The sequence below is a fragment of the Dyella sp. CR10 genome, from assembly GCF_055814425.1.
Genome location: NZ_CP185986.1, coordinates 816,972 through 830,998 on the forward strand (window position 1 = coordinate 816,972; position 14,027 = coordinate 830,998).

Sequence of the window (14,027 nt, forward strand, 5' to 3'; positions counted from 1 at the left end):
ACAATCCGGGCATCGGTTTCCGCCAGCCGGGACGCGGCTATCTGCTGGTCGTGCTGGCGGCGTTCGTGGCGCTGCGGAGGTTACGGCGCTGGCGTCGCGGCCGCTGACGTGGCTGCGCCCTAGCCTGATGCCATGTCCACCCAGCCTTCCGCCGTGCGGATCTGCAACGGCTGGAAGCGGCGCTTGTAATCCATCTTCGGGTGGCCCTCGATCCAGAAACCCAGGTAGATCCAGGGAATCGCCCGGCGCCTTGCCAGTTCCACCTGCTGCAGGATGGCGAAAGTGCCCAGGCCGCGTTCGGTCTCTTCGGGATCGAAGAAGGTGTAGACCGCTGACAAGCCGTGCAGCGATATGTCGGTCACCGCCACGCCCAGCAGGCGCGGCCCCTGCCGGAGTTCGAGGAACAGCGTGGGGCTCCACGGGGCGGTGAGGAAGCGGCGGAAATCGCTGGCGTCCGCCTCGTCCATGCCGCCGCCCGGGTGGCGGTGGCGCAGGTAACGCTCGTACAAGGCGTGGCGCTCGCTGTTGTAGCCGGCCATCGACTCGATCACCTGCAGGTCGGCGTTGCGCTTCAGGCAGCGCCGCTGCGAGCGGCTGGGCCGGAAGCGTTCCACGTCGATGCGACAGGGTGTACAGGCCCGGCAGCTGCTGCAGTAGGGGAAATACAGGTGCCCGCCGGCCCGGCGGAAGCCGCGCTCCAGGGCCGGCCCGTAGAGCTGGTCCAGGTGCGGGGCCGCCGGGTCGATCACCAGGTTCTGCGCCGTGCGGTCGGGAAAATAGCCGCAAGCGTGGGGCAGGGTCTGGAAGAGGCGGACGCGGTCGGAGCGCATGGCAGATTCTATGTCCGACGCGGCTTGCCGTGACAAGCGTCTCAGTTCCAGGGGGATGGCCTGGCCCCCGGCGCCTGCCTGGCCCCGGGAAACCGGCAAAGCGTCAGATGACGCCCATGTAGCGCAGCATGACCAGCACGAACGCACCGGCCACCGCGAGCATGACGATCCGCCGCACCCGGTTGGCCACGCTGCGGCGACGCAGATCCGGGGTGGGATTGCGGGCGAGGGCCAGCTCCTCGCCATGGCGGATCACCGGCTCGATGCCCAGCTCACGCAGCAGGGTACGGGCCTGCGTGTAGTCGTCGGCCTTCTTCACCCACACCTGTTCCCAGCGGTCGCGGTTTTCCTTGCGCTGGGAGTAACTGAAGCGCTCGTAGCTGCGCTTGTTCCAGTTGGAGCGATTCTCGATCGAGCATTCGATGCCGTGTTCGGTCAGCAGGGCCGCGACGCGATCGATGTTTTCCGGACGTGGGGAGGTATAGAGCTGACGCATGGCCGTGAGTTTACTCCGCGCGCCCGTCGCCTTCGCGCAGGCGTATCAGCCCTTCCTGCGCGGTCGAGGCCACCAGCCGCCCGTCGCGGCTGAAGATCTGGCCGCGAGCCAATCCGCGCGCGCCTTGCGCGGTCGGACTGTCGAACGAGTACAGCAGCCACTCGTCCACGCGGAACGGGCGGTGGAACCACAGCGCGTGGTCGAGACTGGCCATCTGCACGTTGTGTGTGTAGTACGAAATGCCGTGCGGCAGGGTGGCGGTGCCGATCAGGTTGAAATCCGAGGCATAGGCCAGCAACGCGCGATGCAGGTCAGGCGCATCGCCCACCGGCGCGGCCACGCGGAACCAGATGTGCTGGTAAGGAGGCCGCTTGCTCGGGTGCAACTTGTCCTGCGGCCACACATGGCGGAACTCGATCGGCGCGTCCACGCCCAGCCAGCGCTGCAGTTTTTCCGGCAGCTTGGCCAGCTTTTCCGGCGGCAGCGGCTGCATCGGCTCGATATCTTCCGGCGCGGGCACCTCGGGCATGGCGGTCTGGTGCTCGAAGCCCTTTTCCTCGATCTGGAAGGAGATCGAGCCGTTGAGGATCGGCTGGCCGTGCTGGATCGCCACCACCCGGCGCGAGGAGAAGGTGCCGCCGTCGCGCGTGCGTTCCACGCTATAGACGATCGGCGCGTTGATGTCGCCGGCACGCAGGAAATAGGCATGCAGCGAATGGGCCGAGCGCGATGCATCCACCGTCTGCTGGGCCGCGGCCAGCGCCTGGCCCAGCACCTGGCCGCCGAACACGAAGTGCGTGCCGATGTCGCGGCTCTGGCCGCGAAACAGGTTGTCTTCCAGGCGCTCGAGCTGCAGCAGGTCGACCAGCTCGCGGACGTGGTTTTCCGTCATGGCTTTAAGGGATCTGAGGAGAGGAGAGGGCGGTCGTGCCGCGGCGCGCAGTATAGCCGCGGCGATGTCCTCACCCTTGCGCCGGACGAGGCGGCAGGCGGTTCAGCCCGCTGCCGGCCAGCACCTCGGCCCAGGGGAACAGCGGGCCGGGATCGAGCTTGCGCGGCACCTCCAGGGACGGATCGTCGCTGGCCGGCAGGCGGGCCAGGTCCAGGTCTTCGTGGCCGGCGATGCCGCGCAGCTTGGGGAATGCCTCGCGCAGGTGCGCCAGCAGGGCGCGCAGCGCGGCGATCTGGGGCGCCGGGTAGGGCTCGGTCATGGTCTGCTTCGCCGAGTGCCACCACTCCGGGTAGCGCCCCAGGTTGACCAGCTCGATGCCGATCGAATGCGGGTTGAAGCCGCGCACGTGATGGGCCACCCGCGTCCCCGGCACGTAGCGGTATACCGAGCCGTCGCGGTCGATGTAGTAATGCCCGCTGTTGCCGGTGCCGCTGTCGTGCACGATGCGCTCGCCGTACTCGCGCGCGGTGGCCAGGTCCGGCAGTTCGGTGCAGTGGATCACCACCAGCTCCACTGCCGTGGCCGGGCGTTCGGGCAGGCGTTCGACGTAGGGCAGGAACTGGTCGCGGACGTTCAAATCGGTCATCCGGCGAGTCTCGCATGCGGGCCGGTATCATAGGCAACCTGCCTATGACGCTTTTGGAGACCGCGATGCGCGGCCAGATCATCCTTTCCCACGGCTCGGATTCCGGCCCGGACGCCACCAAGGTCAGTGCGCTGGCCACCATCGCCGAATCGCTGGGCTGGTCCACGCAGCGACCCGACCATCGCGAGGAAGACCAGCGCGGCTACGCCGGCTCGGTGGCGCCGCGGGTGGCGCGCTTGCGGGCGGCGATCGACGCGCTGGATGCACCGCCGGTGCTGGTAGGTTCGAGCATGGGCGCGTTCGCCGCGGGTCTGGCATCGCTGGAGCGGCCCGTCGCCGGCCTGTTCCTGCTGGCCACGCCCGCCGCCATCCCCGGCTACGCCGCCGCCTTCGACCTGCGCCAGGACGTGCCCACGCTGCTGGTGCACGGCTGGCACGACGACCTGTGCCCGCTCGACGATATCTATGACTTCGCCCGCCGCCGGAGCCTGCCACTGCTGGTGCTGGACGACGACCACCGGCTGAGCGCCAGCGTCGATGCCATCGGCACGCAGTTCCGCCTGTTCCTCGACACGCTGGCGAGCGGCCAATGAGCGCCTACTTCGCCACCTGCCCGAAGGGGCTCGAATACTTGCTGCGTGACGAACTGGCCGCGCTGGGCGCGGAAGAGGCGCGCGAGGCGCTGGCCGGCGTGCACTTCTCCGGCTCGCTGGAGATCGCCTACCGCGCCTGCCTGTGGTCGCGCCTGGCCAGCCGCGTGCTGCTGCCGCTGGCCGAATTCGAAGCGCCCGACGACGACGCGCTGTATGCCGGCGTGCAATCGATCGACTGGTCCGCGCACCTGGCCGCGCACGGCACGCTCGCGGTGGAAGCCGTCACCGCGCAAAGCAAGCTGACCCATAGCCAGTTCATCGCGCAGCGCGTGAAGGACGCGGTGGTCGATCAGTTCCGCCAGCGCGATGGCTCGCGCCCGGACGTGGACACGGAAGAACCGGACGTGCGCATCCACCTGCGCCTGCGCCGCGACCGCGCCACCGTGTCGCTGGACCTGGCCGGCACGCCACTGCATCGTCGCGGCTGGCGCGAGCTGCAGGGCGAGGCGCCACTGAAGGAAAACCTCGCTGCCGCCATGCTGCTGCGCGCCGGCTGGCCGGCGATCTATGCGCAGGGCGGGGCGCTGCTCGATCCCATGTGCGGCTCCGGCACGCTGCTGATCGAAGGCGCGCTGATGGCGGCCGACGTGGCGCCGGGCCTGCGCCGCGAATACTTCGGCTTTCTCGGCTGGCAGCGCCATGACATTGCGCTGTGGCGCCGTCTGCTGGACGAGGCGCGCGATCGTGCCGAGGCCGGCCTGCGCGCGCTCCGTCCCTGTTTCTTCGGCAGCGACGCGGACGCACGCATGGTGCAGACGGCCAAGCGCAACGCGCAGGAGGCCGGCGTGGCCGGTTTCCTCACCCTGGACAAGCACGACGCGCTGCACGTGTCGCCGCCGCCGGGCTTCGACCGCGGTCTGGTGATCACCAATCCGCCTTATGGCGAACGCCTGGGCGAGCGCGACGCGATGCCTCGGTTGTACCGCGCGCTCGGCGAAACGCTCAAGCAGCGCTTCGCCGGCTGGCATGCCGCTGTGCTCGCCGGCGACGCGGAACTGGGGCATGCGATTCCGCTGCGCGCGAACAAGAAGTACGCGCTGTACAACGGTGCGCTGGAAACCGTGCTGCTGCTGTTCGAACTGCGCGCGGCAGACGACACGCCGCGCGAACCCAAGCCGCTGTCGCCCGGCGCGCAGATGCTCAAGAACCGGCTGGAAAAGAATCTCCGCCATCTGCGCAAGCGCCTCGAGCGCGAAGGTATCCATTGCTGGCGCGCCTACGACCAGGACCTGCCGGAGTACGCGGCCGCGATCGACGTCTACGCCAATGCGGCGGGCGGACAGTGGCTGCATGTGCAGGAGTACCGCGCTCCGGCGGACATTCCGGCCGAGACGGCACGGGCGCGCCTGCGCGAGATCGTGCGCGTGGCCGGCGAAGTGTTCGGCGTGCCGCGCGAACGCATCGCGCTGAAGACACGCGAACGCGGCAAGGGTGGTTCCAAGTACGGCCAGTTCGACCAGCGCGGCGAGTTCGTGGAAGTGGCGGAGGGCGGCCTGCGCTTCCTGGTCAACCTTACCGATTACCTGGACACGGGCCTCTTCCTCGACCATCGCCTGGTGCGTGCGCGCCTGCGCGAACTGGCCCAGGGACGGCGCTTCCTCAACCTGTTCGCCTACACCGCCACCGCGAGCGTCTACGCCGCGGCGGGCGGCGCGCGCGACACCACCAGCGTGGACCTGTCCGGCACCTACCTGGACTGGGCTTCCCGCAATCTCGCGCTGAACGGTTTTACCGGGACGAAACACCGCCTGATGCAGGCGGACGCGCTGGAATTCCTGAAGCATGAGCGCGACCGCTACGGTCTCATTTATGTTGATCCGCCGACCTTCTCCAATTCCAAGCGGGCGGAGGATTTCGACGTGCAGCGGGACCACGTACGCCTGCTGCTGGCCTGCGCGGACCGGCTGACCGGCGATGGCGTGATCCTGTTCTCCAACAATTTCAGGCGCTTCGCCCTGGATCGGGGGGCGCTGGAAGAACGCTTCACGATCGAGGACTGGAGCGCGGCCAGCATCCCGTTCGATTTCGCCCGCCGTGCGGACATCCATGGTTGCTGGCTGCTGCGCCCGAAGGCGGAGGATTCGCCGTGGGAAACGAGTGTGCGGCACGTCCTGAAACAAGCTAAACGGTAGGAAAAATCCAGCAGATTACTCAGTGCGGATTCAGCCCTTCAGCCCGAGCATGCACATCGACGGACAACGGCAGAAAACCCCGTTGCCGCCGCCCTCTCGGAGACCGCAAGCCATGAACAAGTCGAAGCGTTCCAGCCTCAAGCGCGTGGTCCTGGCCGCCGCCGTGCTGCTGGGGTGCGCCGCCGTCGCACCGGCCTTTGCCCGCAGCCACGTGAGTGTGGGTATCGGCGTCAACCTGCCGGGCGTGAGCGTCGGCTACAGCGACGGCTACTACAGGCCGTACTACCGCCCGGCGTATTACGCCGGTCCGGTCTACTACCGTCCGGCACCGCGTGTCGTGTACTACGACGAGCCGGTGGTGGTGGAGCGTCCGGTCTACGTGCGCCGCGTCTACGAAGAGCGCGGCTACTACGGCGACGGCTACCGTGATGGCTACCGCCATCGTCACTACCACGACGACGACGGCGACTGATCCTCGGCGACTGATTTCTCGCCGCATGGCAACAAAAAAGAGCCCGGCCTAGGCCGGGCTCTTTGCTTGCAATGATGCGATGCTTACGGCTTCGTCGGCGGGGTACCGCCGTTGCTGATGAAGCCATGTTGCGTCGCATGTTTCTCCAAGTCCTCGAATCGCGCCTTGTCGATCTTGCTCACCGACTGGATCGCGCAGGGCGGCTGGTCGCGGGAGACCACGGTCTCGCCGACCTCGCCGCAGATGGCGCCCATGCCAGCCGCGCGGTTGGAATCGTTGGCGCGGAACAGCAGCTGCTGGCCGATGCCCAGGCGCGGACAGTCGGCGCTGAGCTTGACCAGATAGCGATCCGGCCCGGTGCGCGCGATCACGGTGCGCTTGTCCACGACATACCACTCGTTGATGCGGTCCGGGCGCAGGCATTCGCTGACCGGGCGCATCGGTTGGCGTTCGGCCGCCGGGCCGTCGGCGTGGGCCAATCCGCTGGCGGCGGCCATCGCGAGCACCAGCATGGCGGTGACGGTTTTCATGGGTATACCTCTTCGGTTGGATGGAACTCCCTGTGCCCGTTGCCGGGACGCCTGGCTAAGCGTGCGCGCGCATTTGAGCGCTTCCTCGGCGTCGCCTGTCAAGCCGCTGCCATCCCCGGATCACACTCTGTGAACGGGTGCTGCGGCATGGTGGCGGGTATGCGGGTCCATGAGTCGCCAAGCCCTTGCTATAACGTTCGAGAGGGCATTTCGTTGCAGCGGAGGTGCCGGTGAGTTCGCCCGTGCTTGCTGCACGCGCCGAAACCCTGGCGCAGCGTTTCCGCAGGGTGCGTTCCCGCACGCTCAGCCTGTGCGCCGGCCTGAGCGCCGAGGACATGATGATTCAGTCCATGCCCGACGCCAGCCCGGCCAAGTGGCATCTGGCGCACACCACGTGGTTCTTCGAGCAGTTCGTACTGGGACGCGATCCGACGTACCGGCCGCGCCATCCCGAATGGCATTACCTGTTCAATTCCTATTACCAGACGGTGGGGCCGATGCATGCGCGTCCGCGCCGCGGCCTGTTGTCGCGGCCCGGCCTGGACGAGGTGCTCGATTACCGCCGCCGCGTGGAAGATGCGCTGGAAGCGCGGCTCGCCGCCGGCGTCGAGCCGGCGCTCGGGTCGATCGTCGAACTGGGCCTGCAGCATGAGCAGCAACACCAGGAGCTGTTGCTCACCGATATCCAGCACGCATTGTGGTGCAACCCGCTGCAACCTGCCTACGATCCGGCCCTCGCCGCTGCCGAGCCGATGCCGCCGGCCGCGCCGCTGGCCTATGTCGACGGAAAAGACGGCATCGTGGAGATCGGCCATGCCGGCGACGGTTTCGCGTTCGACAACGAGGGGCCGCGCCATCGCGCGCTGCTGCAGCCGCATGCGCTGGCCAATCGCCCGGTGAGCAACGGCGAGTACAAACTGTTCGTGCAGGACGGCGGTTATCGCGAACCCACGCTGTGGCTCTCCGACGGCTGGGCCACCGTGCAGGCCGAACGCTGGGAGCATCCGCTGTACTGGCGCGACGATCTGGACAGCGCCTACACGCTGGGTGGCGTGCGTCCATTGGACCCCTCCGCGCCGGTGGCGCACCTGAGTTATTTCGAAGCCGATGCTTTCGCCCGCTGGTCGGGCGCGCGACTGCCTACCGAGGCCGAATGGGAAAGCGCCGCGGCAGCGCAGCCGGTGCACGGCAATCTGCTGGACGAGCGCGCGAGCCTGCCGCGGTCGTCCGCTGGCGACGGCCTGCTTCAGATGTATGGCGACGTGTGGGAATGGACCGCCTCGCCTTACGTCAGCTATCCCGGCTTCCAGCCGTTGCCCGGTGCGCTGGGCGAATACAACGGCAAATTCATGAACGCGCAATGGGTACTGCGTGGCGGCTCCTGCGCCACGCCGCGCGACCACATCCGCGCCAGCTACCGCAACTTTTTCCCCGCGCAGGCACGCTGGCAATTCGCCGGCCTGCGCCTCGCCCGCGACAGGTAAGAGACCGCCCATCATGAGCCTGCAAGCCCTGGAACCCCGCGACGACGATCGTCGCCCACCCGCCAGCGAATTGCTCGAAATCGTCCAGCGCGGATTGCGCGCCAGTCCCAAGCGCCTGCCGTCCTGGCTGTTCTACGACGAGCGCGGCAGCGAGCTGTTCGAAGCGATCTGCGAGCAGCCGGAGTACTACCTGACCCGGGCGGAAATCGCCCTGCTGGATGTGCATGCGGGTGAGATCGCCCAGGTCCTCGGGCCCGATGTGCGCCTGGTGGAATACGGCAGCGGCAACGCGGTGAAGACTCGCCTGCTGCTCAGTCATCTCGTCGATCCGGTCTGCTACGTCCCCGTGGAGATCGCCGCCGAGGCGCTGGGCGAAAGCGTGCTGCGACTCTACGACCAGTTTCCTTCGCTGCCGATGCAGCCGCTGCTGGCCGATTTCACCCGTCCGCTGCGCCTGCCGATTCCGCCGCGTGCTCCGCGTCGCACGGTGATCTACTTCCCCGGCTCGACCATCGGCAACTTCGAGCAGCGCGAAGCGATCCAGCTCATGCGCACGATGCGCGACGAGATGGGCATGGGCGGCGGTGTGCTGATCGGCGTGGACCTGAAGAAGGACGCCGCGCGCATCGAAGCCGCGTACAACGACCGTGCCGGCGTCACCGCCGAATTCACGCTCAACATGCTGGCGCGGCTCAACCGCGAGCTGGGCTGCGATTTCCGCCTCGACGCCTTCCGCCATCGCGCGCATTACAACGCGATGGCCGGCCGCATCGAGACGCACATCATCAGCACCCGCGAGCAGAAGGTCAGGGTGGGGCGCATGCTCGCCGGTTTCGCCGAGGACGAGGCGATGCTGGTGGAATACAGCTGCAAGTATTCGCCGGAAGATTTCGCCGCGATGGCGCACAAGGCAGGGCTCGAGGTGGCGAAGGTGTGGCTCGATCCGCAGGAGCTGTTCTCCGTGCAGTATCTCGTTCGCCGCGCCGGGTGAGCTTGCCGTACCTTCTCCAAGTCAAGCCGCGCAGGCCGGGGTGAGCTGAGGGCGAACCCCAAGGTTGCGGCTACGCTGTCGGGGTTCGCTACGCTCCCCCCGACCTGCGCCGGTCGTATTTATGCTGGCCGCCGCGCACCAAGTTGCACCAGGATCTCCTGCGCGCTGCGGATCCGCTCCGTCGCGCCCGGCAGCTCCAGGATCACGCGCAGCTTGTCCTGTCCGTCCAGCTTGTACACACGCGGCTGCCCCTGGACCAGGCGGATGATCGCCATCGGATCCACCTCGGGCTTCTCGCGGAACGTGATGCGCCCGCCGTTCGGCCCGAAATCCAGCTTGCGGATGCCCAGCGGCGTGGCCATCAGCTTCAGGCCGGCGATGGCGAACAGGGTCTTGGTCGGCTCCGGCAACAGGCCGAAGCGGTCGATCATTTCCACCTGCAGGTCGCGCAGTGCGTCGTCGTTGCGCGCGCTGGCGATGCGCTTGTACAAGGTCAGGCGCGTGTGTACGTCGGGCAGGTAATCGTCGGGAATCAGCGCCGGCAGGTGCAGTTCCACTTCGGTCTCATGTTCGGAGCTGAGATCGAAGTCCGGCACCTTGCCGGATTTCAGCGCGCGCACCGCGCGCTCCAGCAGTTCGGTGTACAGGCCGAAGCCGATTTCCTGGATCTGTCCGGACTGCTCGTCGCCCAGCAGCTCGCCTGCGCCGCGGATCTCCAGGTCGTGCGTCGCCAGGGTGAAGCCGGCACCCAGCTCTTCCAGCGAAGCCAGCGCTTCCAGGCGCTTTTCCGCATCCGCCGTCATCGCCTTGCGGTCCGGCACGACCAGGTAGGCATAGGCGCGATGGTGCGAGCGGCCGACGCGGCCGCGCAGCTGGTGCAGCTGCGCAAGGCCGAAGCGATCGGCGCGGTCGATGATGATGGTGTTGGCGGTCGGGATGTCGATGCCGGTCTCGATGATGGTGGTGCACACCAGCACGTTGAAACGCTGGCGGTGGAAGTCCGCCATCACCTGTTCGAGCTCGCGCTCGGCCATCTGGCCGTGGGCGATGCCGATGCGCGCTTCCGGGATCAGCTCCTGCAGTTCGCGCGCAGTGCGCTCGATGCTGTCCACTTCGTTATGCAGGAAGTACACCTGACCGCCACGCGCCAGCTCGCGCTGGAAAGCCTCGCGGATGGTGGCCGGATCCCACGCGCTGATGAAGGTGCGCACCGCCATGCGATGCGCCGGCGGCGTGGCGATCAGCGACAGGTCGCGCAGGCCGCTCATTGCCATGTTCAGCGTGCGCGGGATCGGCGTGGCGGTCATGGTCAGCAGATCCACTTCGGCGCGCAGCTTCTTGAGCTGTTCCTTCTGGCGCACGCCGAAGCGCTGTTCCTCATCCACGATCACCAGGCCGAGGTTCTTGAAGCGGATATCCGGCTGCAGCAGCTTGTGCGTGCCCACGATCACGTCGATCTGGCCGTCGGCGAGACGCTTGAGCGCTTCGTTCACTTCCTTGGTGGATTTGAAGCGCGACAGCACATCCACGCGCACTGGCCAGTCGGCGAAACGATCGGCGAAGTTGCGATAGTGCTGTTGCGCCAGGAGCGTGGTGGGCACCAATACCGCCACCTGCTTGCCGGCGGTGGCGGCGGCGAAGGCGGCGCGCAGCGCCACCTCGGTCTTGCCGAAGCCTACGTCGCCGCAGATCACGCGGTCCATCGCGCGCGGTGCGGCGAGATCGCGCAGCACGGCGTCGATGGCCTGCTCCTGATCCGGCGTTTCCTCGAACGGGAAGCTGGCGCCGAATTCCTCCACCAGCTGGCGGTCGATCGGCAGCGACTCGCCGCCACGCGCCTCGCGCTGCGCATAGATGGCCAGCAGCTCGGCCGCCACGTCGCGTACCTTCTCCGCGGCCTTGCGGCGCGCGCGTTCCCACGCATCGCCGCCGAGCGAATGCAGCGGCGCCAGTTCCGGCGCCGTGCCGGTATAGCGGCTGACCAGGCCCAGCTGGGCCACAGGGACGTAAAGCTTGTCGCCCTTGGCGTATTCGATGGTGAGGAATTCGCCTTCGGTGCCGCCCAGCTCCATCGAGACCAAGCCCTGATAGCGGCCCACGCCGTGGTCGACGTGCACGATCGGCGCGCCGATGGTCAGTTCGGTGAGGTCGCGGATGATCGCGTCCGGATCGCGCGCCGAGCCGCGGCGGCGCTTGCGTTCGGTGCGCACGCGCTCGCCGTACAGTTCGCGCTCGGTGAGCACGGTGACCGCCGGCTGCTTCAGCGCGAAGCCTTGTTCCAGGCCCGCGATGGCGATGGCGAACTTCGGGCCGGCACCGTCGGTGGACATGAAGCGCGGCCAGCCATCGATGCTCTCCGGCTTCAGTCCGGCGGCGGCCAGCGTTTCGATCAGCGCCTCGCGCCGGCCCGCCGAATCGGCGGCGACCAGCACGCGTCCGGGATAGCTGGCGAGGAAGTGCCGCAGCGACGTGCCCGGTTCCTCGCCCTTGCGATTGAGCGGCAATTCCGGCGCCGGCTGCGTGCCTATATCCACCGCGTGCTCGTGGCCGCTCTCGACCACTTCGACGCGCAGGCGCCGGTTGAGCAGCTCGCGCAGGTCGGCCGGCGGCAGGTACAGCTCGGTCGGCGGCAGCACCGGGCGTTCGATGTCGTGTGCGCGCTGGTCGTAGCGTTCGCCGGTCTGTTGCCAGAACTGCTCGGCCGATTCGAGCGCGCCTTCGCCCAGCACGAATACCGAACCGTCGGCCAGGTAGTCGAACAACGTGGCGGTCTGCGCGAAGAACAGCGGCAGGTAGTACTCGATGCCGCCGGGCGTCACGCCTTCCTTCATGTCCTGGTAGAGCGGACAGCGGCGGACATCGATCGGGAAGCGCTCGCGCAGCTTGCCACGGAAATCCTTGGCGGCCTGTTCGGTGAGCGGGAACTCGCGCGCGGGCAGCAGCTCGACTTTCTCCACCGTGTGCTGCGAGCGCTGGGTTTCCGGATCGAAGCTGCGGATCGACTCCACTTCGTCGTCGAACAGCTCGATGCGGTACGGCTCGGCCGTGCCCATCGGGAAAATGTCGATCAGTGCACCGCGCACGGCGAAATCGCCGGGTTCCGCCACCTGCGGCACGTTGCGGTAACCGGCCGCTTCCAGCCGGCGCTGCTCGGCGGACAAGTCCAGCTTCTGGCCCTTCTTCAAGACGAGGCCCGAGCCGGTGATGTGGCTGTGCGGCGCGATGCGTTGCATCAACGTCGCCACCGGCACCACCAGCACGCCGCGCCGCGTGGCCGGCAGGCTGTACAGGGTGGCGATGCGCTGGGAGACGATCTCCGGGTGCGGGCTGAAGATGTCGTAGGGCAGGGTTTCCCAGTCGGGGAAATGCAGCACCGGCAGGTCGCCGGCGAATAGCCTCAGCTCGTCCTCCAGCGCATGGGCGCGCTGCGTGTCGCGCGTCACCGCGACCAGCAGGCCTTCGTGCGCGCGTGCGGCTTCGGCCACCAGCAATGCGCGGGCCGAGCCGTGAGGCGGCGTCCAGAAGCGTCGGTGCTTGGGCGTAGTGGGAAGGGGCGGGAGCAGGATCGGACTGGGCATGAGGCGCTGGCGTTCCGTGGCGCCGGCCGGGAGGGCCGCGTCGGTGAAAGCGGGCAAGTGTAACGCGGACGCCCCGGCAAGCCGGGGCGTCGGAAGTCATGGCATGCCCGCGTGATGCGGGCGTGCGAACTGGATCAGAGGCGCAGCGAGATCTGCGTGGTGCCGGGTTCTTCCGGGGTAAGGCGGCGGACGAAGCCCAGCTCGCGGCACAGGTCGAGCATGGGACGGTTCTCCAGCAGCACATAACCCCAGATTTCGTCCAGGCCACGGCTGCGGCAGTCGTCGACCAGACGCTGCATCAGCAGCGCGCCCAGGCCCTGGCGGCTCCAGTCGTGCTCGACCAGCACGGAGAACTCGGCGCTGTTGGCCGACTCGTCCACGAAGATGCGACCGACGCCGCGCATTTCCGCGGGCTGGACCGACTCGTCCATCAGCACGAAAGCGGTCTCGAAGCGCGGATCCGTGCGCGCCAGGCGCTGCGCCATCGGCGCAGGCAGCTCGGACATGGCGTGCAGGAAGCGACGGCGGATGTCTTCCGGCGACAGGCGCGTGAAGCAACGCTGCAGCGCGGCCACGTCGCCTGGCTCGATCGCCCGCAGGCGCAACTCGCGGCCGTCGCGGGTGCTCACCAGTTCACCCTTGGCAGGTGCGCTGGCCTCGACCAGCCGGGGGCGGGCGAAGCGTTCGCTGCTGGGCGGGGGAAGGGGGCGCCGAGTGACGGGGGACATATCGGTAAGAATATTCGCGGCCATATCCATACTTTACCGTATTGTTTGCATTGCAACATGAACAAAACATAGCTGTGGTGCGGCTTTGCGACGCACGTGAGCAGACTCATGTTGCGGTCCGGCAGAAGCCGGGGCGACAGGATCGGGCTGTCAAGCCAGAATGTCTGGCTCGGACAGCAGCGACGTGGGCAGGGATAAAGGCATGATCAAGACCGGCAAGGGCCTCAGCGCAGGTCAACTGGAAGCCTTGTGCAGCGCCTGGCCCGGCGTGACACGCGACGTCAAATGGGGCGAGGACCTGGTCTTCAGTGTCGGCGGCAAGATGTTCGCGATCACGCTGGCCGAGCCGTCGGCCCACGGTCAGCGCCTCGCCGTGAAAGTCGCCGACGATCGCTTCCTCGAACTGACCGATCAGCCCGGCATCGTCCCCTCGCCGTATCTGGCCCGCGCACATTGGGTGGCCGTGGTCGAACCGCAGCGCTTCGCCACCGGCGAACTGGAAGCGATGGTGCGCGACTCCTACACGCTGGTGCGCGCCAAGCTCACCAGGAAGCTGCAGAAGGAACTGGGCCCGCTGCCGTGGGCCTGACCAAGT

General features: G+C 67.7%; 13 protein-coding genes. 6 read left to right on the forward strand and 7 right to left on the reverse strand.

The genetic code is table 11. The features are described 5' to 3' along the window. Positions 1–119: 119 nt before the first annotated feature. The 4 genes from ACNR9O_RS03780 to ACNR9O_RS03795 form a co-directional block, all read right to left on the reverse strand. Positions 120–1,037 carry an arginyltransferase gene (locus ACNR9O_RS03780; protein ID WP_473700741.1) on the reverse strand — a complete coding sequence of 306 codons (918 nt, stop codon included), beginning with the start codon at positions 1,035–1,037 and terminating at the stop codon, positions 120–122. Further along, positions 934–1,326, reverse strand: a complete 393-nt coding sequence (locus ACNR9O_RS03785; RefSeq protein ID WP_473682732.1) for a putative signal transducing protein — start codon at positions 1,324–1,326, stop codon at positions 934–936. The genes ACNR9O_RS03780 and ACNR9O_RS03785 overlap by 104 nt, the downstream gene beginning before the upstream one ends. Positions 1,327–1,336: 10 nt before the next feature. Continuing rightward, a complete protein-coding gene (tesB, locus tag ACNR9O_RS03790) occupies positions 1,337–2,218 on the reverse strand; it encodes an acyl-CoA thioesterase II (protein ID WP_473682730.1) in 882 nt (293 codons plus the stop codon). Between the two features lie 70 nt (positions 2,219–2,288). Beyond that, positions 2,289–2,864: an N-acetylmuramoyl-L-alanine amidase gene (locus ACNR9O_RS03795; protein ID WP_473682728.1), complete on the reverse strand. Its 576-nt coding sequence runs from the start codon at positions 2,862–2,864 to the stop codon at positions 2,289–2,291. Between the two features lie 65 nt (positions 2,865–2,929). Here ACNR9O_RS03795 and ACNR9O_RS03800 point away from each other — a divergent pair, with 65 nt between their 5' ends. The 3 genes from ACNR9O_RS03800 (at position 2,930) to ACNR9O_RS03810 (ending at position 6,121) form a co-directional block, all read left to right on the forward strand. After that, entirely contained in the window at positions 2,930–3,457 is a 528-nt protein-coding gene (locus tag ACNR9O_RS03800; RefSeq protein WP_473682726.1) for an alpha/beta fold hydrolase, read from the forward strand. Continuing rightward, complete coding sequence (rlmKL, locus tag ACNR9O_RS03805; protein WP_473682724.1) at positions 3,454–5,649, forward strand: bifunctional 23S rRNA (guanine(2069)-N(7))-methyltransferase RlmK/23S rRNA (guanine(2445)-N(2))-methyltransferase RlmL; 2,196 nt, start codon at positions 3,454–3,456, stop codon at positions 5,647–5,649. Before ACNR9O_RS03800 ends, rlmKL begins: the two co-directional genes overlap by 4 nt. 112 nt (positions 5,650–5,761) lie before the next feature. Then, positions 5,762–6,121 (forward strand): hypothetical protein, encoded by a 360-nt coding sequence (locus ACNR9O_RS03810; RefSeq protein ID WP_473682722.1) that lies wholly within the window; start codon positions 5,762–5,764, stop codon positions 6,119–6,121. A gap of 83 nt (positions 6,122–6,204) precedes the next feature. On the opposite strand, the gene ACNR9O_RS03815 is transcribed toward ACNR9O_RS03810, so the two are convergent. Then, positions 6,205–6,651, reverse strand: coding sequence for a DUF6491 family protein (locus tag ACNR9O_RS03815; protein WP_473682720.1), 447 nt, complete (start codon positions 6,649–6,651; stop codon positions 6,205–6,207). A 230-nt stretch (positions 6,652–6,881) separates the two neighbouring features. Between ACNR9O_RS03815 and egtB the strand changes: the two genes are divergently transcribed. Together egtB and egtD are read left to right on the forward strand one after the other, a co-directional pair. Further along, positions 6,882–8,135, forward strand: coding sequence for an ergothioneine biosynthesis protein EgtB (egtB, locus tag ACNR9O_RS03820; RefSeq protein WP_473682718.1), 1,254 nt, complete (start codon positions 6,882–6,884; stop codon positions 8,133–8,135). 13 nt (positions 8,136–8,148) lie between these two features. Next, positions 8,149–9,126: an L-histidine N(alpha)-methyltransferase gene (gene egtD, locus ACNR9O_RS03825; RefSeq protein WP_473682716.1), complete on the forward strand. Its 978-nt coding sequence runs from the start codon at positions 8,149–8,151 to the stop codon at positions 9,124–9,126. Positions 9,127–9,245: 119 nt separating this feature from the next. Here the strand turns inward: egtD and mfd are convergent, their stop codons facing one another. Further along, entirely contained in the window at positions 9,246–12,704 is a 3,459-nt protein-coding gene (gene mfd, locus ACNR9O_RS03830; RefSeq protein WP_473682714.1) for a transcription-repair coupling factor, read from the reverse strand. Between the two features lie 134 nt (positions 12,705–12,838). Further along, positions 12,839–13,432: a GNAT family N-acetyltransferase gene (locus ACNR9O_RS03835; protein WP_473682712.1), complete on the reverse strand. Its 594-nt coding sequence runs from the start codon at positions 13,430–13,432 to the stop codon at positions 12,839–12,841. Positions 13,433–13,634: 202 nt separating this feature from the next. Between ACNR9O_RS03835 and ACNR9O_RS03840 the strand changes: the two genes are divergently transcribed. Then, positions 13,635–14,021, forward strand: a complete 387-nt coding sequence (locus ACNR9O_RS03840) for an MmcQ/YjbR family DNA-binding protein (protein ID WP_473682710.1) — start codon at positions 13,635–13,637, stop codon at positions 14,019–14,021. The last annotated feature ends 6 nt before the right edge of the window (positions 14,022–14,027 follow it).